Here is a 23,084-nt window from a genome sequence, read left to right as displayed (position 1 = left end):
TGCGGGGCGTTTTTCCGTGGGGCCGATGGTTGCAGATGGTGGTAGTTGGTTACACAAGACGACCGGTGCTGACGTTAAAAAGCCCCGGCAAGGCGGGGCTGGCAGGCACATCCATAGCAGCGCGGGTTCAAATAAACGCCGTTGACAGGGCCGCCTCGCCCGCTTCCTTGACGATTTCGTAGCACTTGCACGAGGCCGCCACCAGACCTGCAACATCGAGAATTTCAATGTTGCCGCGACTATAGATAATCAACCCCTGTTGCTGCAGCGCACTGGCCGCCTTGGTCACGCCGACCCGGCGCACACCGAGCGCATGGGCCAGAAACTCGTGGGTCAGGTGGAACTTGTCTGACTGCAAACGATCGCGCGTGACCAGCAGCGAGCGCGCCAGGCGTGCTTCGAGCACGTGAAAGCGGCTGCAGACAGCGATCTGGATGGCCTGCGCCAGCAAGGTGTCGGTATACCGGTACAGCACCCGCTGCAAGGCCGGATTGCTGGCGAACTGGGCGCGAAAGCGGGCGCTATCCATGCGGCTGGCAGTGCCGGCCCGCTGCACCACCGCGCGTACCTGGGCGAGTTCGTGACCGAGCGCCACCGTGGCGCCCAGCATGCCTTCACGGCCCACCAGTCCCACTTCGAGCGTCATGCGCCCTTCGGCAACCCCCAGCAGCGAAATCAGGCTGTCATGCGGGAAATAAATTGCACGGATGGGCTCACGGGGCTCGAACAGCACCTCACCCACCTCGACTTTGACCAGCTCGAGCATGGGTAACAGACGTGCGAGGTCGGCTGCCGGCAAGGCCTCCAGCAGCTGATTGGTCATTGTGTCCGTCACATCGACGGCAGCCACAATATGGCGCGTCCCATGATGGCCGGGGTGCGTAGTTTGATGCATGAGTCTCGTTGGTTTTCCTGCATTGGGGGGAACCATTTGTCAAATGGAGTCATTTACATTTACAAACAATTTAAAACAGCTTACGGCCTGAATTAGTGAAAGTATGTACGGTGACGCACGGAGCAGCGCGTTGTTACACGAGAGAATGATCGGGAAGTCAAATCCCGCGACGTCGACACCGCTGCCACGTGAATTGCTTAGCCGGCCTCAGCATTGAGGCGGCACCGATAACAACCAAAAGGAATCAATATGGAAACCCCAATCACCCCTGGCACGCCAGTGCGCGCCAGCCAACATCCCCTGATGATCGTGGCCGCCGTCGCCGTCGTGCTGTTTTGTGCAGTAGGCATCGCCGCCATCCTGGGCTGGCTGCCCAGCTCGGTCGGTGCCGGCAACACCAGCAGCGCCAGCGCCCCGCGCGGTGACCTCAGCGAAGCCGATCGCAACATGCTCGCAGGAAAAATGGACAGCAATATGCCGATGCAACAGCCTGCGCCCCTGCTCGCTTCCAACATGAACGGGGCGGCAAGCCGTTCGGGGTCGAATGGTGGCGACGCAGGCCAACAGCAGGGCGCAGCAGGCGACGCCGATTACCGTCCTGATCAAGTGGCCGCTGCGGCGCCGGCGAAAAACTGGTGCAACCATTGCGGTAACGTCGAATCAGTGCGTGAAATCAACACGCGGGCCCAGGGCAGCGGCGTCGGTGCCGCCGGCGGCGCCATTCTCGGCGGCTTGCTGGGCAACCAGGTTGGTAGCGGTCATGGTCGTCAACTGGCCACCGTCGCCGGTGCCGTTGGCGGCGCAGTAGTCGGCAACCAGGTCGAAGGCAATATGAAAGCCACCCACAGCTACGAGATCCGCGTCCGCATGGACGATGGCGGCACCCGCACCTTCCACCAGCAAAATGCGCCAGGCTGGAGCGCAGGTTCGCGGGTCAAAGTGGTCAATGGCTCTTTGCATTCGGTAAACTAAGCAACGCGCTGCCGCGCAAGCGGCAGCGCGATCAACGCCACCCGGCAGTGCGCCGCGTGGCGTTTTTTTGTGCCGATGAGAAGCGTAAAAACAACAGCGCCAGGCCTTTTTTTACCGAGATAATTTTTTCTTATTTGCAACGTGCGGCAGCGCACGGATTAGCGATCAGGCTGCGCTCAAACTCCATTCATGCCCATCAAGGGACCACTTGTTCAACCAGGAGCGAGCATGAATAAACTGTATTGGAGCGGCATCATCGCGTGGGGCTTGTTTGTCAGCGCCTGCGGCTTGACCAGTGCCGGTGCGGGCGAAGCCCAGCAGCCGCAGGATGTGCTGTTTTTGCTGGTCGGCGGACTGCTGACCTGCCTGGTTGGACTGGTGGGCTTATGCGGCCTGATGGGATGGATGGGACGCGCGCCAGCCGAACAAAAAAGTTATTTTTAATGTACGGCAGCGAACGGAACAACCGCACGCAAACAGCGACACTGATTTCACGACGAAACAGTCGCAACTCATAAACAAGGACGACATTATGCTTTATACCATCGCAATTATTCTTTTGATCCTGTGGGTCCTTGGCCTGGTCACCTCGTACACCGTCGGTGGTTTTCTGCACATTCTGCTGGTGGTCGCCGTCATCATGATCTTGGTAAAATTGATCAGCGGTCGAGGGATTTAACGCCGACAGGCGCACGGCGGACCGGCCTTGCAATGGCCCGCCGCCCCCCTCGTTGATTGATTTAACGATCCGTCTCCCGGTCGTGTTTCCGCTTCGCCGGAGGCGACAGCGAGACGGATTTTTTATTGGGAGAACACCATGCAGTCCAGCAAACCTCGGTTCACTTCGATCAGCATCATGGTGACGCTGTGCGTCAGCCTGTGCGCCTGCGCCGACATGACGCCAACCCAGCGCGGCACCGCCAGCGGCGCCGGCATCGGCGCCGGCCTCGGGGCCATCATCGGTAGCGCCACCGGCGGCGGCGGCGGCAACCGCGCCGCCGGTGGCGCCGTGCTGGGCGCGGCCGCCGGCGGTTTGATCGGCAATATCTGGTCGAATCGCATGGAACAGCAAAAGCGGGCGATGGAACAGGCCACCCGCGGTACTGGCGTGCAGGTGTCGCAAACGCAAGACAACCGCCTCAAGCTCGATATCCCCAGCGACATTTCCTTCGACACAGGACGGGCCGACATCAAGCCGAATTTCCGCCCTGTGCTTGAACAGTTCGCCGGCACCCTCAACGTCAACCCAGGCACCACCGTCACCATCATCGGCCACACTGACGCCACCGGCACCCCGGCCATTAACGATCCCCTCTCGCGCGAGCGCGCCACCCGCACGCGCGACTACCTGACCATGCGCGGGGTGCAAGCCGAGCGCATCGTCACCGATGGCCGTGGCGATCGCGAACCGGTTGCCAGCAACGACGATCCGGCCGGCCGCGCCCGCAACCGCCGGGTCGAGATTTATGTGGCGGAACGCGACCCGCGTGGCTAAGCACCGGTCCCGGTCGGATGGCACTGTAAAAGATACCGAACGGGCGACAGCCGTGGCGCCTTTCCGTTATGCTCGATGCCGGATCGCCTTGGAGAATGCCGCATGAAATCAACCTTGCCACTTGTTATTGCCCTCAGCCTGGGCGCCGCTTGCGTTTCCGCCGCCGCCGTCGAACCGCTGTTCAAACCGGGGCTGTGGGAAATTAACAACCGGCCCGGTGGCGCCGGCGGTTCGCAGATGCAAGCCATGCTGGCGGCGGCGCAACAGCAAATGAGCGCGCTGGACCCGGCCAGGCGCGCGCAAGTGGAGTCGATGATGTCCCGCAACGGCGTGGTCATCGAGAACGGCAACGTCAAGGCCAAGGTCTGCATCACCCCGGCAATGGCCGCGCGCCAGCAATTGCCAGTGCAACAGAAAGGCAATTGCACCTCGCGCTTCAGTCCGGCCGGCGGCCAGAGCATCAACTATGCCGTCAGCTGCACCAGTCCGGCTGCCACCAGCGAAGGCACGGCCACCTTCAGCAGCCCCACCAGCTACACGGCGACCACCCGCATCAACGCTGCCGACGCCGCTGGCGCCAGCATGACGGTCGACTCCAGCGGCCGCTGGCTGAGCGCCGATTGCGGCGCCATCGCGCCCATCGACGTGCCCGGCTAACAAGCTACCAGAATCGGTTCTGCATGGCAGGCGCGGGCGCCGCCAGCCACGGTTGCGCGCTTTTCAATGTTTGTCATGTGCAATAGGTTCGCTAGCGAACATAAGTTTTTGTAGCGCCCACGTACACTGGCGTTTTGCATCCGCGCCGCGCCGGCAGTCCCATCATGCTTTCCATCCTAGAGCGCCTCGCCGCCCTCTCCCGCCCTGATCTGTACGGCGCCGCCCATGCCGGCGCACGCGCCGCGCTGGTCATCGACAGCCGCGCCTTTTCCGCTGCCGACATCGCCAGCACGATGCAAGAAGTCGCCACCATCGAGTTATTGACGGAACTGGTGAGCGCGCTGCGTCCCCGCCATCCCAGCCAGGCCGACATTGCCGCCACCAACGTGCGCAGCCTGAGCGCGCTGGTGCGCGCGCAGCCCCAGCTGGCAGCCGGTCTGGGCAGCGCCATCTGCAGCCTGCTCGAACAGCGCCGCCATGCCAGCCTGTACACCGACATCGGGATCTTGTCGAACGATGGTTTTGTCACCGAGCTGCGGCGGCGCATCAGCTACCGCCTGCTGCCACCAGCGCTCGACCATGCGTATCTGGCCGACGCCATCGACGAAGTGCTATTTGTCGATACCGACTTTCGCTGGATCCAGTCGGTGCCTGCCGCCGACTGGATGGCCCTGTTTGACACCATCGTCGCGGCCACCCCGGACCAGCAGCTGCGCAGCGCCCACGGCACCGTGCTGGGCGGCCTGCTCGACGCCATCCGCACCCTGTCCTGCCGCGTCTGCGCGCTGGGCCTGGAGCCGCGCCTGGTGCGCAGCAATCCCGATATCGAAACCTTCGACTCACCGTTCCTCATGCAAAACATCGAGGTCAACACCTACCTCGAAGGCTACGCCCGCATGCTCGCCGGCGACGGCCCGCCACCGGAAGATGCGCGCCACCTGCTGGTCATGCTCGACCAGTGCAGCGCGCTGATCGGCAAGATCCGCAAGACCGCCTCGCGCCAGGGCACCAGCGTGGCACTGACCTATGTGCTGGTGGCCTTAAGCCAGAGCATCGACCGCTTGCACAAGCTGATGTTCCTGGTCGACGTCAGCGGCGCCTTGCCGAGCGCCGCCACCGTCGACATCCACGCGCTCGCCAACGACGCCAGTCCCGAACAGGCGCCGCCGGTCAGCCTGCGCTGCGCCGGCGCCATTGCCCTGGCCCAGGAACTGGTCGAAGCGCACAACACCAAGTACGAAGTGCGCCGACTGTTCGCCGCGAATATCGATCTGCTGGCGCGCAATGTGACGGAAAACGCCAGCCGCACTGGCGAGCACTACATTGCCGAATCGCGCGCCGAGTTGCGCCACATGTTCGCCTCCTCTGCTGGCGCCGGCGTCATCGTCGGCTTCATGGCGCTGTGCAAAATCCTGCTGTCATACCTGCGCAGCGCACCGCTGGTCGAAGCTTTTCTGTTCAGCCTGAATTACTCGCTCGGCTTCATCGTCATCCATTTACTGCACATGACCATTGCCACCAAGCAGCCGGCGATGACGGCCTCGCGCATCGCCGCCGCGCTGTCGAGCCGCGACGGCCGCCATATCGATCTCGACACCATGGCCGAGCTGGTCAACAAGGTATTCCGCACTCAGTGTGTGGCCGTGCTGGGCAACCTGGCCACCGCCCTGCCGGTGGCCTGGATCATCGCCATGCTCTGGCACAAGGTCGGCGGCAGCCACCTGATCACCCCCGCCAAGGCGATCCACATGCTGCACGACATCGATCCCTTCCACAGCCTGGCCCTGATGTATGCCGCAGTCGCTGGCGTCTGCCTGTTCGTCGCCGGCCTGATCTCGGGCTACTATGACAACAAGGCGCTGTACACCCGCATGGCGCGGCGGGTGCGCCAGCTGCGCGCACTGGGCCGCTGGATCGGCCAGCGCCGGCTGGCGCGCCTGGCCGGCTACCTGGAAGACAACCTGGGCGGCTTGATGGGAAATTTTTTCTTCGGCATCCTGCTGGGGGTGACGGGCACCCTCGGATATCTGCTGGGCCTGCCGCTCGATATCCGCCACGTGACCTTTTCTGCCGCCAATTTTTCGACGGCGCTGGTGGCCCTCGATCATCAGGCCAGCTGGCAGCTGGTGGCGACGTCGGTGGCCGGCTTTCTCGGCATCGGCGCGGTCAATTTGCTGGTCAGTTTTTCGTTGGCGCTGTGGGTGGCGCTGCGCGCACGAAAGATTCGATTTAATCATGGCATCCGCCTGTTGAAAGCGCTGGGCCGGCGTTTTCTGGCGGCGCCGCTCGACTTTTTTATTGGACCGCGCGACAGCGATGCGACGCCGGCGCCGGCGCCGGCGATTAACAGCACGATTGACAGCACCATTGACAGCACTACTGTCCCCCGCAGAGGAAATAAATGACCATCTCCCGTATCGCCGCCCGCGCAGTAGGCAGCGCCGCCATCTCGCTGTGCCTGTTGCTGTCGGCTTGCGCCACCTTGCCCGACGTCGACCGCAGCGCCGCATCAAAGGCGACGCCAACCGTCGCTAACGGCAAGGGCGCCCTGCAGAGCAAGCAGGCGGCGGCGCTGCTGGCGCGGCGCTGGGCGCGCGCCACCCCCGACATGAAGGCGCTGGCCGTGCAGGAAGAAGCGGCCACCGGCGTACCGCTGATCGCCGGCAACAAGGTGACGCTGCTGATCGACGGCCCCGCCACCATGACGGAAATGATGGCCGCCGTACGCACGGCCACCTCGACGGTCAACCTGGAAACCTATATTTTCGACCAGGATGAACTGGGCCTGCAATTTGCCGACCTGCTGATCGAAAAACGCCGCCAGGGCGTGACCGTCAATGTGCTCTACGACAGCGTCGGCACCCTCAGCGTGCCGCAAGCGTTCTTCGAGCGCATGCGCGCCGGCGGTGTCAATTTACTGGCCTTCAATCCGGTCAACCCGACCACCCGGATCGGCAAGTGGCAGGTCAACAACCGCGACCACCGCAAGCTGCTGGTGGTCGACGGCAACACCGCCTTCACCGGCGGCATCAACATCAGCAGCGACTACGCCAACAGTTCCTTCTTCGGCTCGGGCCGCCGGCCAAATACCAGCGATGGCAAGAAAGTCGGCTGGCGCGATACCCATGTCAAGATCGAGGGCCCGGCGGTGGCCGCCTTTCAATACTCCTTCGTCAATAACTGGGTGCACCAGGATGCCGGGGAATTGCCGGAAGCGAATTACTTTCCGCCGCTATCGGCGGTCGGCGACAAGATCGTGCGGGTGCTCGCCAGCGACCCCGACAAGGGCTATGAAATCTACAAGTCGCTGGTGCTGGCGATCCAGGAATCGAAAAAGAGCGTGCACATCACCAGCGCGTATTTTGTCCCTGACCAGCAGATCGTCGACGCCCTGATCGGCGCGGCCCGCCGCGGCGTCGACGTCCGCCTGGTGCTGCCCGGCGTCACCGATCACGGCCTGGTGCTGCATGCCGGCCGCGCCTTTTACGAGCAGTTGCTGGCCGGTGGCGTCAAGATCCACCAGTTGCAGGTGGCCGTGCTGCACGCCAAGACCGCCGTCATCGATGGCAGCTGGTCGACCATCGGTTCGGCCAACATCGACCGCCGCAGTTTTATTCACAACTACGAATTGAACGTCATCATTCTCGACCCCGGCTTCGCCCAGGAAATGGAGCGCGCCTTCAGTGAAGACTTGCGCGATTCAAAACAAGTCACGCTCGACGAATGGCGCCGCCGGCCAATGTCGGATCGCATCAAGGAGTGGGGGGCCAGGCTGGCGGAGTATTGGATCTGACAACCGTCAAACAAAAGTGAAAACCTACTTTTGTTTGGTTTGGTTAGAGAAGCCAAGGGGAACAGTGGCTTAGAGGCGCAGGGCGGGACGGCCAAAAATCACTGGCGAAGCCAGATGATTTTCGGAGGAAAAGCGACGCTGAGAGGCGCGACGCTGACGACTGCGATCGCAGCAGGGGGGATGGCCGGGCCACGATGGCCGGGCCACAACGCTTGGCTCTTACAGCCCCGCTGCCAGCAAGCCACCGATGTGTACCGCCCAAACGTTCGCGCTGCGGCGGAAGGTTTCAGTCTTGAGTCTGGCGAACTGCCTGGCCGAATCATCCCAGCCGTAGCGGTCCACTTCGATGCAACCATGGTGGATGCGAATCACATTAAAACCATTCACTTCACCTCTGCCGCGGGTCGAGGTGGCGGTGCCGGCCTGCACCACCAGGGCGGCAAAGTCACGGATCTGGTAGCGCTCGGCGGTGTTGCCAGCGTGGCTCAGGTGCAGGTGGCCGGCCAGTAACAGATCGACCCCTTCCTCGGCAAACGCTTGCATCGCCATCGGTGCGCGGTCGACCACCTCGCTGCGCTCGACCGCCTCCGGCAAGTCGAACGGATGGTGGGTGACAACAATGCGGGTCAGCGCCGGATCGATGCCGGCAAACGCCGCCCGCATGCTGGCCACCTGTTCATGATTGACCCGGCCATCCTTGAAGGTCAGCGAACGCGCGGTGTTGATGCCGAGGACCGCAATTTCGTCATCAAAATAGGTCGGTGCCAGATCACTGGTGATGTGGCGCTTGTAGCGCGTCAGCGGCTGCAGAAAGCGGCGCACCAGGTTATACAGCGAAATGTCGTGGTTGCCCGGCACGATAATTTGCGGACCCGGCAGGCTGTCCAGATAGGCCCGCGCCGCCTCGAATTGAACGCTCAGCGCGCGCTGCGTGAGGTCGCCCGATACCACTACCAGGTCGGGGCCGATCGCCTCGATGGTGGCGCGCAACGGTGCCAGCAACTGCTCGTCGACCCTGCCGAAGTGCAGGTCGGATAAATGCACCAGGGTGCGCATGGGCTAGGCGCGTCCTGGCGCGCTGGCCGTTGCCGAGCGGGCCGTGGGCGGCACGATCACTTGCAAATCGCCGGGGCGTATCTTGTACTGCAAGGGGGTGCGCATCACCGTCACTTCGCCATCGGTGGCCACCCGCAAACGCTTGTGGCCCGTCGTGATGGCGAACTGGTCGCACAGCATGGCATCGAAATCGGCTTCCGCCGCCAGCCTGCCACACAGCGCGCGCCAGCCAAAGCGCAACAGACCGAGGCGGCCGGGCCGCTGCGCTACGTAGACGCTGAGCAGGCCGTCCTGCAAGCTCGAACGCGCGCCGATCGACAGCCCCGTCATGCTGTACTCGTTGTTGCCGATAAAGACGAAGGGGGTGGTGCGCAGATGGTTGTGGCCCTTGATGCACAGGGTCAGCTTAAGAAAGGGATAGCGCCGCAAGGCGGCAACCGTGGCCCAGACGGCCGCCGGCCACTTGCCGCGACCAAGCCGCGACTGCTGCTTTTCGCGGTCGTGGACGATGTCGGGATACAGTCCCAGCCCCGAATTATTCAAGAAAATCCGGCCGTTCACTTCGCCCACATCGACCGCCACCAACGTACCAGTGGCGATATTGCGCACTGCCTCGTCCAGACCGAGTGGCACGCCGACGTCCTTGGCGAAATGGTTGAGGGTACCCAGCGGCAGCACGCCAAACGCCACCTTGCTGCCAGCGACCACCGAGGCGACCGCATTGATGGTGCCATCACCGCCACCGGCGACGACGACGTCGACCTGGTCGCGCAGCGCCTGGCGCGCGCACTCGATCATTTGTTCGCCGCTGCTGGCCAGGATGACGGTGGCGACGCAGCCGGCGGCGGCGAATTTGTCGCGCAGCGCGCTGGCGGCGCGGTCATCGTGGCCACTGCCGGCGCTGCCATTGATGATGACGGCGACGGTCTTGCGGCTGACGACAGCGGGCGCAGATGCGGGCGGTTGAAGTGAATCGTACAGAGCGCTCTCCATTGATCAAGGACCGGCCGCCCTGCCCTGCCGCCGGCGGCGCAGGGTCGACACGGTGGTAATGCACAGCGCCAGCCAGATACAGCCTTCGGCGCTGGCGGCCAGCACGTCGCTGAGGTAGTGCACCCCCAGATACATGCGGCTCACGCCGACCAGTGCCACCATGGCAGCGGCCGCCACCACCACTGCCAGCCGCGCCCAGGTGCCGCGCAGATGGGCCAGCAGCGCGCATGCCAGCAAGCCGTACAACATGGCGGCAAACGCCGTGTGACCGCTGGGAAAACTGTAAGTATCCAGCGTCAGCAACGGCGTATGAAAGGTCGGACGGGCGCGCTGAAAGCAGTACTTTATCAGCACATTGAGCAAGCTGCCGCCCGGTAGGATGATCAAACCGGCAAGCAACCACCAGTGCATTTTGCGCACGTAAAACACCGCCAGCAAGGCCAGCGCCAGCACGGCGCCGGCGACACCGCCATGAAAAAATGAAACGCCCAGCATGAAGCGCGTCATTCCCGCAGTGGCGCGCGCATGCAGCCAGTTGGCGATGTCGACGTCCAGCACGGTCAAGGGGGCGCCGGTGACGACATCCTCGGCGATCAGGCCGAAGGCGAGCACCCCGACCAACAGCGCCAGCATGCCCGCACTGAGATGCAGGCCGGCCGCCCCTTCGGGCGACAGACGGGCGGCGCTAAAGCGCTGCAGACGGGAACGGAACGACGACGACATAGGGACCTTGGCGGAAAAACCACAGTAGCAAATTTAACTGGGTATTTGTACAGTAGCTGTGGATTTATACAGTGGTTATGGTATTCTTGAATCTCTGGACAACGCAGCAGACAACCCATCCAAAGGACATCGTCATGACCACCTTGAATAACGCTTTCGGTATGCAATACGCTCCCAGCGCCTTCACCCTGCGCTTCGGCCGCCGTGAACTGCTGGTGACCCGCGACTTCCGCAAGCGTTTTTACGCGGTCAATCCCCTCATCGAGTGCGATACCGGTGTCGAGGCGGGCCATGTGGAAGTGCTGCTGCTGCGGCGCTGGCTGCTGATTCTGTCCAAGGCGCATTAAATTGGCGTCGGTGGCCTTCGCCGCGGCCACCGCCATCAGGCTCACAGAGTGGCATGCGCGCGGCCAGACGTCAATTCAAGGCGACCGGGCAGCGGACTGAAGCACCAAAAAACACATATCGTCACATGAATTCCTTCGTTCCTTTTTGGATGCGCTATGCGTAGGCTGGCGTTTCCCTAGTCACGAAAGATGTAGATCATGCTGCTCAAAAAATAAGTCAAACAGTTATCGCGCTCATGCTCGTGTCGCAAGCGGCCATCGCTGCCGACATCACCCTGCTCAACGTGTCCTACGATCCGACGCGCGAGCTCTACCAGGATTTCAACGGCGCCTTTGCGCGCCAGTGGAAAGCCAAAACAGGCGACACCGTCACCGTCAAGCAGTCGCACGGCGGCTCCGGCAAACAGGCCCGCTCCGTCATCGACGGTCTCGAGGCGGACGTGGTCACCCTGGCATTGGCCAGCGATGTCGATGCCATCAGCGAGCGCGGCCTGATCGCGCCAGCCTGGCAAAAACGCCTGCCGCACAATAGCGCGCCCTACACGTCGACCATCGTCTTCCTGGTCCGCAAAGGCAATCCCAAACACATCAAGGACTGGAACGACCTGATCAAACCAGGCATTGCCGTCATCACACCAAATCCAAAAACCTCGGGCGGCGCCCGCTGGAATCACCTGGCCGCCTGGGGTTACGCCCTGCGCCAGCCCGGCGGTTCGGAAGCGAGCGCGCGCGAGTTCATCGGCAAACTGTACCGCAATGTGCCAGTGCTCGACTCCGGCGCCCGCGGCGCCACCACCACCTTTGTCGAGCGCGGTATTGGCGATGTGCTGATTGCCTGGGAAAACGAAGCCCTGCTGGCCATCAAGGAACTCGGTCCGGACAAGGTGGAAATCGTCGCACCGTCGGTCAGCATCCTCGCCGAACCGCCCGTCGCCGTGGTCGACAAGGTGGTCGACAAGCGCGGTACCCGCAAGGTGGCCGAGGCTTACCTGCAATATCTGTACAGCGATGAGGGGCAGGAAATCGCGGCCAAACATTACTATCGTCCAGTGGTCGAAAAATTCGCCGTCAAATACGCCGCGCAGTTCCCGAAAGTGAAACTGTTTAATATCGAAGAAGTCGCCGGCGTCTGGACCAAGGCCCAGAAAGCCCACTTCGCCGATGGCGGGATTTTCAATCAGATCTACCAGCCGGGCAAAAAATAATCTGCTTGAACGCAGCTGTGGATATTCCATGCACGCTCGACCTTCAGCAGGTGCAGCAGGTGCAGCAGGTGCAGCAGGTGCAGCAGGTGCAGCATGATGAAGGTCGTTACCATTCTCCTCGATCTCCTCGATGGTGTTAGCGCAGTACCGCCTTCGCGGACTGCGCCTTTTTTCGGCCACGGTAGCAGGCCGGCGCCGGCGGCGCAGCTGTCCCCCGCCACGCTCACCATCGGCGCTCAGTCGGACTGCAGGGCTCGCCCAACCTGTGTATGATCTTGTCGATGCGCCATGCAAACGCTGACGATTTCCCCACACCCAGGAGACCCATCCATGACCCGTCTGACCGCCAACGATTTTGATCCCGAAGTGCTCAAGCTGTTCGACCAGTATGTGCATGGCCAACTCGACCGTCGTGGCTTTCTGGCCCAGGCAGGTCGTTATGCGGTCGGCGGTGCCACCGCCACCTCGCTGCTGGCAGCCCTCTCGCCCAGCTTTGCGGCGCAGATGATTGCCCCCACCGATGCCCGCATCAAGGCCAGCTTCGTCGAATTCCCCTCGCCGAATGGCTACGGCACACTGCGTGGCTACCTGGTCGAGCCGGCCAAAGTGACGGCCAAACTGCCGGTGCTGCTGGTGGTCCACGAAAATCGCGGCCTCAATCCCCATATCGAAGACATCGCGCGTCGCATTGCCCTCGACGGCTTTATCGCCTTCGCCCCCGACGCCCTGTTTCCCCTTGGCGGCTATCCCGGTGACGAAGACAAGGCACGCGAACTGTTCGCCAAACTCGACCAGACCAAGACGCGCGCTGATTTTGCCGAAGCGGCCAGAATCGCCACCACCCTGCCGCACGCCAGCGGCAAAGTGGGGGTGGTTGGCTTTTGCTGGGGCGGCGGCATCGCCAATTACCTGGCGACGGCGGCGCCACAGATCAGCGCCGCCGTGCCTTTCTATGGTCAGCAGCCGCCAGCGAGCGAAGTGGCAAAAATCAAGATACCGCTGCTGATCCACGACGCCGAAAAAGACGAGCGCGTGCGCGCCGGCTGGCCCGCTTACGAGACGGCGCTCAAGGCCAACAAGGTCGATTACCAGTACTTCGTCTACCCCGGCGCCGAGCATGGTTTTAATAATGACACCACGCCCCGCTACGACGCCGCCAATGCCAAACTGGCCTGGCAGCGCACCATGGACTTCTTCAAGGCCAAACTGGCTGGCTGAGCCTGGTCGTAGCGACCGCGGCCGCCCCATTCAGCGGAGACCGTGGCGCTGGCAGTGGCGCCGGCAAGGGTAATGATAATGGCGCCATAGGGAGCCGCGCTATCTCTGCGGCTGGCTCTTCATGAAAGCGAGGTCGTCGTCCGTCAGCGGCAGATCATCGATCGATTCGATGGCATCCACGCCGATGTCGGCGCCGTCGCGCACGCTGTCGCGGCCGGCGCCGGCACGCTCGCCGGTGCCATTCGCATCAGTGTCGCTGTCCAGATTGGCATCGCCCATGTCGGCGCCAGCCGTGTCGCTGCCGTGACCGATGGCGTAGTCTTCATTGGTGCCCCGTTCGAGGTTGGCAATCAGGTCTTCATCGAGGCCGACCGCGAAGCCGGGACCACCCGTGACATCGCTGCCCGAATCGGAGTTGTCGCTCGGCCCCAATGCATCGGTGCCGTGGCCTTTGCCCAGACTGCGGTCTGGCGCTTGCGGAAAATTGTCTGGGTCTAGTGTGCTGCTGCCGCTCATGGTCACTCCCGATCGTCTGTCAATAGTAATTAGAGTGTAACGAGTTCGGGAAAAACAGCGCGCACGCTGGCGCCAGGGTCGGCGCGGCGCTCAGAAACCGTGGCGCATGCCGATGTTGACCGCTGAGGTGGCGCCGCCGTTCGACGATGCGTTGCCGACAGAATAGGCGCTGCCACTGCGGTTGTTGATGCGCGAGTAGGCAACATACAGATCGGTATGGCGCGCCATCGCATATGTGGCACCGAGCGCCAGCTGATTGGCGTCGCGGTTGGCCAGGTCGCGGTCGTTCTTGCGGATAAATGAGGCCAGCCAGGTGACGCCGCCGCATGGCAGCGCCACACCGACCAGCATGTCGCGGCTGTCGGTCGATGGGGTCGACGCCAGCGAGGCGCTGTAAGGATTGTCGGGATTCCACAGGGGCGCACTGCCATAACCACGGCTGACGCTGTAGGCGGCGTAAGCGGTGCCTGCACCGACCCGCAGATTGGCGGCAAGCACGGAATTTTTGGCGTCGACATTGTTGCCCATCGCTGTGGCGGGGGCGACAGCGGCGACGGCACGGTTCTGGTGCGCGGCCCGCATCGCCCATGGACCCGCTTCGAACCCCAGCATCAAGCCCCAGGTGCGGTTGCCCGTCATGGCGACTGCGCCGGTGTCGTGGGAGCCATCGTCGCGCGCGTAGGTCGCGGCCGAAACGCCATGGACCACGGCGCTGCGAGATTGCAATTCGTCGCTGGCAGAACGAGCACCGCTGCCGGGCAGTCTGGGCACACTGCCCTTGATCGACTCCACCACATCAGGCAGCGCCGTGTATTCGTGGCTGAGCTCAAGGCCGGCGAACTCGCTGACCACCTCGAGATCGTGTACACCGTACACGCCCGTTACACGATGCTGCGCCCACGCGCTACTGGCGCTGGCGGCAAACATGGCAATCAACAGAGCACACACTTTCATCGCACAACTCCAGATCAGGCGCACGGCCCGTACGGCATCATTATTTCAAAAAGGCGCCGTTAGTTCTGTGGCCTTGGACACTTAGTGGCCAAAGGCGTTCCCATCTCTCTGTCGGTGTGATCCTACTTCACCAGGGCGGCATAGGGAGAACTCTGTGGTTCTGCCAAGCAAGCTTACCCGCTTATATACATACAGGGGTGTCAGATTAGGATTGTTGTATCGGCTCGACAGGCAATCCTCGTGCGCGCGCTTCCCAAGCGCACAAAACGATGCCGGGCGTGCTCCAGGCTGGTCAATTTTGCTGAATATTGCGCTAACAAGATGCTGCTTCCCAACGCGGTTAGATAGCGAACAGACCATCAACGGCGCTGCCGTCATGCTCAAGGGCTGATTTACAACAAGGACGCTTCCATGACCACCGCTATTGCCCCGAATCTCGATCCGACCGTCGGCCAACCCATTGTTCCACCGGCGGACCACGCCGGCGCCCACCTGTCGACCGTCGAAGCGGAGGACCTGGCGCGCGACGCCAATGACCGCCAGTTGCGGCATTTCATGGCGGCGCTGGGCATGCAACGGGCCGTCGGCACCGACAAGCTGGCGCTACTGCTCGAGCACATTATCAAGGAAGCGATGTCAGCCAACATCGACTGGCTCGAGGGGCAGATGCACGCCGATGGCTGGGACAGTGCCCTGTCACCCGGCGAAACCCTGCACGCCATCGCCACCCGCGCCAATGCTTACCTCGAGTCGCCCGAGGGGCTGGACCTGTTCAATCTGTTCACCAAAACTTTCGCCCGCACCAGCGGCGACATTTTTGATTAGGCGCTTTACCCGCTCACTCCGGATAACCCCCAGCGCCGCTCTGAGGAAGCCATCGGCGCTGGCGATGCATTGCCATCAATGGCCCAGCGCCAACCCAGGTAGTTCGTCAGATCGCGGGGGGGGGGCGGCGCCATTGAAATGGCCTAGCCAGCCTTTTCTGGCAGCGCGGACACTGCAAGCGGTCCGGGGCCGCCTTTTCTGTCAGGGCGCAGGTGCGGTCGCCGAAAATCGACTGGGCCATCGCCAGGCACACCTCCTCGCGCTCGTGCAGGCCGGATGCCCGCAGGCGTCGCAACAGCAGGTCGAAGGCGGCGCGGTCGACGTCACGCCCCTAATCAATGGTCGAGTAGCTTCATTCTCGCGCACAAGAATGAAGTTCAATCGGTGTCCCGACTTTACGGGTAAAGCGCCTTTGATCAGGCTAAACCAGCATTCCTGCCTCAATGAGCGGCGTGCTGCACCAGCGCCGCACCGCCGCCATGACGGCGGCTTTCACTGACCGCCGTCACCGTGCCATCGCTGTTAAACACCAGCGCGTTGGCAGCGCCGATTTCTTCCGGCGTCGCTTCCCAGCGGTGGCCCAGCAGTGCCAGCGCGCGCCCCTGGTCACTCTCGGCAAAGCCAGGTTCGACCGAGCTGGCAGCGCCGTTGCGCTCGCTGATGCGGGGCGCATCGATGGCTTGCTGCATCGGCATGCCGAGGTCGACGTGGTTGACGATGGTCTGCAACACCGTGGTGATGATGGTGGCACCACCGGGGCTGCCAATGGTAAAGGCTGGCTTGCCATTCTTGAAGGCGATGGTGGGCGCCATGCTGCTTCTCGGACGCTTGCCCGCTTCCGGCACATTCGGCGCCGGACCGCTGAAGTCGAAATCGGTCATCTCGTTATTCAACAAAAAGCCGTAGCCAGGCACGACGATGCCGCTGCCGCCCCACGATTCAATGGTGAAGGTGTAAGAGACGATATTGCCGGCCTTGTCGGCGACCGTGAAATGGGTGGTGTGCGCGCTTTCCTGACGCGCCGCGCGGGCCGCCGGTGCCGCCATCGGCCGCAGGACGACGCTGCGGTCATCCTGAAACGGATACGGGTCACCAGCGGCGCTGCCGGTCACGCCTGCCTGGCGCGCATCGATCAGGCCACGGCGCTGCGCCGCATAGGGTTTTGACAGCAGCCCCGTCAGCGGCGCTTCGACGTACTCGGGGTCGCCCAGATAGGCATTGCGATCGGCAAACGCCAAGCGGCTCGCTTCCAGGTACAGGTGCTCGACCTGCGGTCGCGTCATGGCCTTCAGATCGTAGCCTTCGAGAATATTAAGGGCCTCGGCCACCGCCACCCCGCCGCTGCTGGGCTCGGCCATGCCATACAGTTCGTAGCCGCGGTAGCGCGAGTGGACTGGCTGGCGAATGCGCGCTTCGTAATTGGCCAGATCGGCCAGTGTCATGGCGCCGCCGGCCACCGTCACGCCCTGTGCAGTGGCCGGCCGCAGCACCGCCTCGATGATCGCCTGCGCCATCGGCCCGCCGTAAAAGGCGCCCTGCCCGCGTGCGGCAATCTCGCCATAGGCGCGCGCCAGCCCGGGATTGCGGATCAGGGCGCCCACCGGCAAGGCCTTGCCATCATGCAGATAGAGGGCGCTGGCGCCGGCGAACTGGCGGAACTTGCCTTCATTTTCCGTGGTCAGGCGGTGAAAGGTGGGGCTGACCGCAAAGCCCTGGCGGGCCACGCCGATCGCCGGCGCCAGCACCTGCTTGAACGACATGCTGCCGTAGCGTTGTAGCGCCTCGTGCCAGCCGCGCACCGTGCCCGGCACGCCCACCGAAGCGCCGCTGGCGACCACGCGGTCGAAGTCCATTGGCATGCCGTCCTGCAGAAAGACGGCAGGGGTAAACGCAGCCGGCGCCATTTCGCGCGAGTCGATGGTCACCACCCGTTTTTGATCGGCCAGATAAATGACCATGAAGCCGCCGCCGCCGATGCCGCAGCTAAACGGATCGGTCACGCCCAGCGTGGCTGCAGCCGCCACCGCCGCATCGATGGCATTGCCGCCCCGATTGAGGATGGCCATGGCCGATTGCGAGGCCTGTTCGCTGATGCTGGCGACGGCGCCGCCACGACCGCTGGCCTGCGGCGTCTTGGCCAGCGCGACTGGCGCGGCCAGCACGAGGGCCAGCGTCACCGAACAGGTATGAAGCGCTCTGCTGGCGCGGCGAAACTTGGGCATGATCGATTCCTGGGGAGTGTCAGAAAGACCATCATAGCAGCCTGGTCCGGGCTGCCGCCGGCCGCGCTGTCTGGATCACAGCGGCAGTGGCGTGAGCGCCGCCCGCACGCGGCACAGTTGCGGGTTGGCGCTGTCGCGGCTCCATTCGCACCAGCCGCCATCGTACACGGCGATGTGCTGCCAGCCCATCAGCCAGGCATAGAACCACGCCAGCGAGGCGCGCCAGCCGGTGCCGCAATAAAATACCAGCTGCTGCTCTGGCAAAATACCGCCCGCCCGCCACATGCGGGCGATGTCGGCTGCCGGCTTCATGCGGCCGAGACCATCGTGGAACTGGCTCATGCTGTCGACATCGCCATCGTCGCCAGCGCGGCCCCACAGCGCAGCGGGAATCTCGCCGCGCGCGCTGATGTAACTGTAGCCGGAGGTTTCACCGATGAATTCGCTCCAGGTGCGGATACTCACCAGCACCCCGTCGGCCTGCTGCATGGCGCGCACCTGCACCATGTCGAGCATCAACTCGGGACGACCGGGAAAGACGCCGCCAAACTGCGCCAGCGGCGCCGCGGTAGCGGGCGCGGACCCGCGCAGCAGCGCCAGGCCGGCCAGACGCCAGGCCGCCAGGCCGCCGTCGACCAGGCGCACATCGTGCACGCCGGCGTACAACAACAAATGGGCGGCGCGCGCGGCCGCCAGCATGTTGCGCCCGTACAGCAGCACGGTGACGTCGTGACCGATGCCGTACTCCAGCAGCAGTTGCAGCAGGGCGGCGTCGTCGCAGCAGTTCCAGGTCGGTGGCCGTTCCAGCCGCGCCGTGTCGAGGTAGCGGGCGCCTTCGATGTGGCCGGCCTCAAATTGTGCCAGCGTGCCATTGCCCACTTCCAGCAGACACCAGCGCCCCGCCGGAGCGGCAGCGCACGGTTGTCCCGCCAGCAGGCTGGCCAGCCATGCCGGCGTGACCAGCTGGCGCCAGCGTGGCAGATCGCGGCGAAAACCGAAGGGCACGGCGGCGGGGGCGCTGTTCAAGGGGAGCACGGGCGGAAGCGGAAGCGGAAGCGAAAAACCACGGAGACAGGCGCGCCATTATACGACGCTGCCGTCGCCCCGATGGCGCCGCCTCTTTTAGCGGCCCTGCGGCCGCGGCGCCGTAAAAAACTCCGGGCGCAGCTGGCGCGTCATTTCCAGCACAGGCAGCACATGGTCGAGGTGCTCGCGCATCGCTTGCACCGCCCTGGCGGCGTCGCCCACGGCGAGCGCATCGATCACCGCCTTGTGTTCATCGAGCACGCCATCCATGCGTCCCTGCAGGGGCAGGGTCAACTGGCGGTAACGGTCGACCTGGGTCTTGGCCTGCAGGATGATGGGCCAGACACCCGGATAGCCGGACAGCTCGGCCAGGGTGGCATGGAACATTTCATCGCTGCGGTGAAAGGCGCGGAAATCGCTCGCCGCAATCGCCCTGGCCTGCTGGGCAAGAATGGCGCGCAACTGGTCGATACCGGCAGGGGTCGCCCGGGCCGCCGCTTTTTCAATGATGGCCGCTTCCAGCGCATTTCTGACCATCATCGCTTCGTCGAGGCCATCAAGGGGAATGCGTGCCACAAAGGTGCCCGAGCGGGGAATCACTTCGACCAGCCCCTCTTCGGCCAGCCGCTGCACCGCCTCATGCACGGGCGTGCGGCTGATGCCGAGTTCTTCGGCGAGGTCGCGCTCGACGATGCGCACGCCCGGCAGCATGCTCATGTCGACGATGCGCTGGCGCAGCGACAAATAAACGCGGCGGGCAGCGCTGACGCTGTCATCGAGCGTGGTGGCCGCGGTGGCGTCGGTGTGGCTGAAATTTATCATATGTACAAGTGTAACGAAACTGGCGCGACGCCGCCATCAATCTGCAGGCGCGCGCTGCGCCAGCGTCGCTGCCGGCATGGCAGCGCGGGCAATGATGGCGCCGCGCTGGCCGATCACGGCAGCGGCGAGACAATGGCCGGCACGCGCCGCCGTGGCGCCATCGGCGCCCTGCAGGCGGGCGGCGAGGTAGGCGGCGCCGAAGGAATCGCCCGCGGCGGTGGTGTCGACCACCTGCGCCACCGGGCTGGCGGCGACCTCGAGCAAGCCGCCATCGGCCCACACCATGCAGGGCGCGGCGCCGCGCTTGACCACCACTTCACCGACACCAAAGGCGCGCGCGCGGGCGATCGCCGCGCTGCAGTCGGCGGCGGCGTCAGCGCTGCTGCCATAGAGCGCCTGTTCATCGTCGAGCGTGAGCAGGGCCAGATCGCAATTGGCCAGCACGCGCGCGTACAGGTCGGCAGCAACGGCGGCGCTTTCCCACAGGCGCGGCCGGTAATTGTTATCGAACACCACCCGGCCACCGCGCGCGCGGCACTGGCCGAGCGCCACCAGCAGCAGTTCGCGGTCACCCGGCGACAGGATCGCCAGGCTGATGCCCGACAAATAAATGGTGTGCGCCGCGCCCAGCCGCAGCAGCACGCGGCCGGCGTCATCGGCTTCGAGCCAGTGGCGGGCGGCCGAATCGCGCCGCCAGTAGTGAAAGCTGCGCTCGCCATCGGCCGCGCTATCGATCATGTAAATGCCGGGCAGGCGCTCGGGCAGGCGCAGCACGCTGTCGGTATTGATGCCTTCGGCTTGCCAGCTGGCGCACATTTCATCGGACATGCTGTCGCTGCCCAGACCGGTGACATAGGCCACCATCAAGCGCGCCGGATCGAGCAGGCGCGCCAGGTAGACGGCGGCGTTGAGGGTGTCGCCGCCGAAGCGGTAATCGATGCCGGTGGCGCTGCGCTGCAGCTCGATCATGCATTCGCCGATGGCGTAAAGGGTGTTCACTTGCACCTGGTATTCCTGGTTGCTAACGTATAAAAAACGCCTGAAAACACAGCGTAAAAATGGCTCGTGGCGTGGCGCCCGATGCCGGTTGCGCAATGTAGCGCGGCTACCCTGCGCAACCGGCATCGTCCCCGGCCAGCCGGAGACGATGGTCTTCTACAGGCAATGGTCCTCTACATCAGCGGTTCGAATCCCAGCTGGAACCGAAAAAGTTCGAGGCGCCGATCGAAGGGAAATCAACGTAAGCACGCGAGCAATCGAGCACCTTGGCCGGATCGACCGCCTTGGTCGGCACGCCGGTGAGGACGTTGCGGTTGTCGACCGTGGCCGTCAGGGGCAGGTTGACGCCCTTGATGATCAGGGCAGCATCGGAAGAAATCACACTGATCAGGTCCGGCTCGTCGGCCACCACATTGTTCAAGGTCATGCCCAGCGGGTACTGTGGATTGCTAAAGCCGCCCGTGTTGGCCTGGAAGCCCTGCAGCTTGACCGCGCTGTTGCCCTGGATGCGCACGTTATCGAGGGTGATATCGTGGAAGTTCGGGAACAGCGGACCGGCGGCCGGCAAGGCCTTGGTGCTGTAATACGGCGTGAACAGCAGCGCGTTCTGGGCATCCTTGATGCAGATGTTGTTGTAGTGAATATTACTCACTTCACCGCCGCGGGCGTAATCCGACTTGATGCGCAATCCCTCTTCCGAATGGAGGAAGGAATTGTCGTACACCTCGACGTTGGTGACGCCCGCATTGGTCTCGGAACCGACCGAAATACCATGGCCCCAGTAGATGTGGTTGTGCGCCACGATCATGCCGTACTTGCGGTCCGCACGCACATCGCGCTTGCCATCGATGGAGAACAGACCGGAACCGGCGGGGGTCGGATTGGCGCTGCCCTTGAAGGCCATGTCATCGTCGCCGGTCGACACGTAGTTGTAGGCGAACACGAAGTTCTTCAGGTAACCGTCGAACGACATCTTGGCGGCCGACTTGCTCACACTGCCCGTGCCCAGATTGTCCTGGATGGCCTTGGCAGCCGAACCGGGATCGAAGGCGTCGGTGTTCTTGACGTTGTCTTCGGTGAAGACGGCGCCCGTATAGAGCGGGTTGCCATTGCCGGCCGGATTGGCAAACGCCGCCAGCGACGGCGTCTGTACCTTCACGCCCCAGACGGTCAAGCCATCGACGCCGGACGGCACCACGTGGAAGTTGGCACTGTTATGCAGGGAGATACGGTACAGGGTCAGGTTTTTCGCATAATTAAATACCATCATGCGGAAGTTCGACTGCGAACCGGTGCCGGTGGCGCCGTTCTGCACCATATTGCCCAGGTAAGCCAGGTCCCACCAGCTCATGTTGCGCGACGACGATTTCGAATCGACCACGGTGCCACCGTTATCGCACGACACCCCATCGGCAGCCTGCTTGCCAGTGGCGTATGCCGTGTAGGTATTCGAGCAGGTCAGGTCGACCTTCATCAAGGGATACAGCTTGTCGGTGGTGACGATTTCGGCGTAGCCACGGCTATCGATACGGCCATCGCCCATCACCGCCGCATTGACCATATTGGTGCCGCCAATCAAAGGCAGGCAATTCGACGAGCTACCCGCCTTGGTGGCCGACACTGCCGTGTTGGCGCAGTACGGTCCCGCCACTTTTGGTGCATAGGCCTTGGCATCGCGCGAGGCGTACAGGGTGACGCCCTTGTCGATCCACAGGGTGACGCCTGATGGCAGGGTCAGCGGGCCGGAAATGAAGCCGTTGCCGGGACCGCTGGCATTGACCACCAGCCGCACCGCATACTTGCTGGCCTGGTAAGCCGGTTTCGCCAATTCTTCACCGGACACACCGGCGATATTGACGTTCTTGGCGGCAGCGGCCACCTGCGCCGCCGTGGCAGCGGCGTCAGCGGCGGCAATCTTGGCGCCCACTTCGGCGTCGACGGCGGCGCCGCAGGCGTCGAGGGCGGCCTGGATGCGCGCCTGATCGGGATTGGCAGTGGCAGCGTCGACCGCCACGCTCACGCCCGTTTTCGATGGATCGGCTTCCGGTGGCAGCGAGCCATCCGGACGGCTGACCAGGTTGTTGCTCGCCTGCAGGCTGGCACACACGGCGGTGTCAGCGGGCAGGGTCGGTTCGGCGGGCAGGTTGGCATCGAAGCTGGTGGTGCCGACCTGGAACACGCTGCCGGAACCATAATTGACGGCCGTTTGCGAGCCGCTGGTGGCGGTGCTGGCGCTGTCGCTGCCACCGCAGGCGGCAAGCAGGGCGGCGGCGGCGGCCAGCGGCAACAACAGGCGGCCGGACTGTTTTAAATAATACTTGTTCATGTAAATCGTCTCTCTTTCTAGGTATGGCGATGCGTAAAAA

23 protein-coding genes are annotated in these 23,084 nt (G+C 63.5%); 11 read left to right on the top strand and 12 right to left on the bottom strand.

Going from position 1 to position 23,084, the window contains the following annotated elements; genetic code table 11:
• Positions 1-127: 127 nt before the first annotated feature.
• Positions 128-823 carry a Crp/Fnr family transcriptional regulator gene (locus ACP7BZ_RS07105; RefSeq protein WP_426111462.1) on the bottom strand — a complete coding sequence of 232 codons (696 nt, stop codon included), beginning with the start codon at positions 821-823 and terminating at the stop codon, positions 128-130.
• 321 nt (positions 824-1,144) lie between these two features.
• Between ACP7BZ_RS07105 and ACP7BZ_RS07100 the strand changes: the two genes are divergently transcribed.
• The 7 genes from ACP7BZ_RS07100 to cls all read left to right on the top strand — a co-directional run bounded on the left by ACP7BZ_RS07100 (position 1,145) and on the right by cls (position 7,812).
• A complete protein-coding gene (locus tag ACP7BZ_RS07100) occupies positions 1,145-1,867 on the top strand; it encodes a glycine zipper 2TM domain-containing protein (protein ID WP_426111460.1) in 723 nt (240 codons plus the stop codon).
• A gap of 228 nt (positions 1,868-2,095) precedes the next feature.
• On the top strand, positions 2,096-2,311 hold the full coding sequence (locus tag ACP7BZ_RS07095) for a hypothetical protein (protein WP_426111458.1): 216 nt from the start codon (positions 2,096-2,098) through the stop codon (positions 2,309-2,311).
• An 88-nt stretch (positions 2,312-2,399) separates the two neighbouring features.
• Positions 2,400-2,546, top strand: coding sequence for a lmo0937 family membrane protein (locus ACP7BZ_RS07090; protein WP_426111456.1), 147 nt, complete (start codon positions 2,400-2,402; stop codon positions 2,544-2,546).
• A gap of 138 nt (positions 2,547-2,684) precedes the next feature.
• The gene (locus tag ACP7BZ_RS07085; protein ID WP_426111454.1) at positions 2,685-3,362 is read left to right on the top strand and encodes an OmpA family protein; all 678 of its coding nucleotides are present in this window, start codon (positions 2,685-2,687) and stop codon (positions 3,360-3,362) included.
• A 102-nt stretch (positions 3,363-3,464) separates the two neighbouring features.
• The gene (locus tag ACP7BZ_RS07080; protein WP_426111453.1) at positions 3,465-4,019 is read left to right on the top strand and encodes a DUF3617 domain-containing protein; all 555 of its coding nucleotides are present in this window, start codon (positions 3,465-3,467) and stop codon (positions 4,017-4,019) included.
• Between the two features lie 293 nt (positions 4,020-4,312).
• The gene (locus ACP7BZ_RS07075) at positions 4,313-6,424 is read left to right on the top strand and encodes a site-specific recombinase (protein WP_426111684.1); all 2,112 of its coding nucleotides are present in this window, start codon (positions 4,313-4,315) and stop codon (positions 6,422-6,424) included.
• Entirely contained in the window at positions 6,421-7,812 is a 1,392-nt protein-coding gene (gene cls, locus ACP7BZ_RS07070) for a cardiolipin synthase (protein WP_426111451.1), read from the top strand. Before ACP7BZ_RS07075 ends, cls begins: the two co-directional genes overlap by 4 nt.
• Before the next feature lie 219 nt (positions 7,813-8,031).
• Here the strand turns inward: cls and ACP7BZ_RS07065 are convergent, their stop codons facing one another.
• From ACP7BZ_RS07065 to ACP7BZ_RS07055, 3 genes are read right to left on the bottom strand one after another with little or no spacing between them, the layout of a single operon-like run.
• Entirely contained in the window at positions 8,032-8,868 is an 837-nt protein-coding gene (locus ACP7BZ_RS07065; RefSeq protein WP_426111449.1) for a metallophosphoesterase family protein, read from the bottom strand.
• A gap of 3 nt (positions 8,869-8,871) precedes the next feature.
• Positions 8,872-9,861: a diacylglycerol/lipid kinase family protein gene (locus tag ACP7BZ_RS07060; RefSeq protein WP_426111447.1), complete on the bottom strand. Its 990-nt coding sequence runs from the start codon at positions 9,859-9,861 to the stop codon at positions 8,872-8,874.
• Between the two features lie 3 nt (positions 9,862-9,864).
• A complete protein-coding gene (locus ACP7BZ_RS07055; protein ID WP_426111445.1) occupies positions 9,865-10,584 on the bottom strand; it encodes a phosphatase PAP2 family protein in 720 nt (239 codons plus the stop codon).
• Between the two features lie 134 nt (positions 10,585-10,718).
• Here ACP7BZ_RS07055 and ACP7BZ_RS07050 point away from each other — a divergent pair, with 134 nt between their 5' ends.
• Positions 10,719-10,931, top strand: coding sequence for a hypothetical protein (locus ACP7BZ_RS07050; RefSeq protein WP_426111443.1), 213 nt, complete (start codon positions 10,719-10,721; stop codon positions 10,929-10,931).
• A gap of 236 nt (positions 10,932-11,167) precedes the next feature.
• A complete protein-coding gene (locus ACP7BZ_RS07045; RefSeq protein ID WP_426111441.1) occupies positions 11,168-12,136 on the top strand; it encodes a sulfate ABC transporter substrate-binding protein in 969 nt (322 codons plus the stop codon).
• Here the strand turns inward: ACP7BZ_RS07045 and ACP7BZ_RS07040 are convergent.
• Entirely contained in the window at positions 12,115-12,249 is a 135-nt protein-coding gene (locus ACP7BZ_RS07040; protein ID WP_426111440.1) for a hypothetical protein, read from the bottom strand. The genes ACP7BZ_RS07045 and ACP7BZ_RS07040 overlap by 22 nt on opposite strands.
• A gap of 217 nt (positions 12,250-12,466) precedes the next feature.
• On the opposite strand from ACP7BZ_RS07040, the gene ACP7BZ_RS07035 reads away from it, so the two are divergent.
• Entirely contained in the window at positions 12,467-13,354 is an 888-nt protein-coding gene (locus tag ACP7BZ_RS07035) for a dienelactone hydrolase family protein (protein WP_426111438.1), read from the top strand.
• Positions 13,355-13,453: 99 nt separating this feature from the next.
• On the opposite strand, the gene ACP7BZ_RS07030 is transcribed toward ACP7BZ_RS07035, so the two are convergent.
• Positions 13,454-13,870 carry a hypothetical protein gene (locus tag ACP7BZ_RS07030; protein ID WP_426111436.1) on the bottom strand — a complete coding sequence of 139 codons (417 nt, stop codon included), beginning with the start codon at positions 13,868-13,870 and terminating at the stop codon, positions 13,454-13,456.
• A 90-nt stretch (positions 13,871-13,960) separates the two neighbouring features.
• Positions 13,961-14,824 (bottom strand): porin, encoded by an 864-nt coding sequence (locus ACP7BZ_RS07025; RefSeq protein WP_426111434.1) that lies wholly within the window; start codon positions 14,822-14,824, stop codon positions 13,961-13,963.
• A 411-nt stretch (positions 14,825-15,235) separates the two neighbouring features.
• Here ACP7BZ_RS07025 and ACP7BZ_RS07020 point away from each other — a divergent pair, with 411 nt between their 5' ends.
• The gene (locus ACP7BZ_RS07020) at positions 15,236-15,649 is read left to right on the top strand and encodes a hypothetical protein (protein ID WP_426111432.1); all 414 of its coding nucleotides are present in this window, start codon (positions 15,236-15,238) and stop codon (positions 15,647-15,649) included.
• 440 nt (positions 15,650-16,089) lie between these two features.
• Here the strand turns inward: ACP7BZ_RS07020 and ggt are convergent, their stop codons facing one another.
• From ggt to ACP7BZ_RS06995, 5 genes are all read right to left on the bottom strand, one after another.
• A complete protein-coding gene (ggt, locus tag ACP7BZ_RS07015; protein WP_426111430.1) occupies positions 16,090-17,871 on the bottom strand; it encodes a gamma-glutamyltransferase in 1,782 nt (593 codons plus the stop codon).
• Between the two features lie 75 nt (positions 17,872-17,946).
• Positions 17,947-18,897: a sulfurtransferase gene (locus ACP7BZ_RS07010; protein WP_426111428.1), complete on the bottom strand. Its 951-nt coding sequence runs from the start codon at positions 18,895-18,897 to the stop codon at positions 17,947-17,949.
• Positions 18,898-18,993: 96 nt separating this feature from the next.
• Positions 18,994-19,719 carry a GntR family transcriptional regulator gene (locus ACP7BZ_RS07005; RefSeq protein WP_426111426.1) on the bottom strand — a complete coding sequence of 242 codons (726 nt, stop codon included), beginning with the start codon at positions 19,717-19,719 and terminating at the stop codon, positions 18,994-18,996.
• Between the two features lie 36 nt (positions 19,720-19,755).
• On the bottom strand, positions 19,756-20,718 hold the full coding sequence (locus ACP7BZ_RS07000) for a sugar kinase (RefSeq protein ID WP_426111424.1): 963 nt from the start codon (positions 20,716-20,718) through the stop codon (positions 19,756-19,758).
• 178 nt (positions 20,719-20,896) lie between these two features.
• A complete protein-coding gene (locus ACP7BZ_RS06995) occupies positions 20,897-23,044 on the bottom strand; it encodes a glycoside hydrolase family 28 protein (protein ID WP_426111422.1) in 2,148 nt (715 codons plus the stop codon).
• Positions 23,045-23,084 lie beyond the last annotated feature (40 nt).

It is taken from the genome of Massilia sp. PWRC2 (genome assembly GCF_049896725.1).
Lineage (GTDB): Bacteria > Pseudomonadota > Gammaproteobacteria > Burkholderiales > Burkholderiaceae_D > JAFCUW01.
The sequence above is the reverse complement of the archived record's forward strand: the minus strand, read 5'-3'. Positions and strand labels throughout refer to the sequence as shown.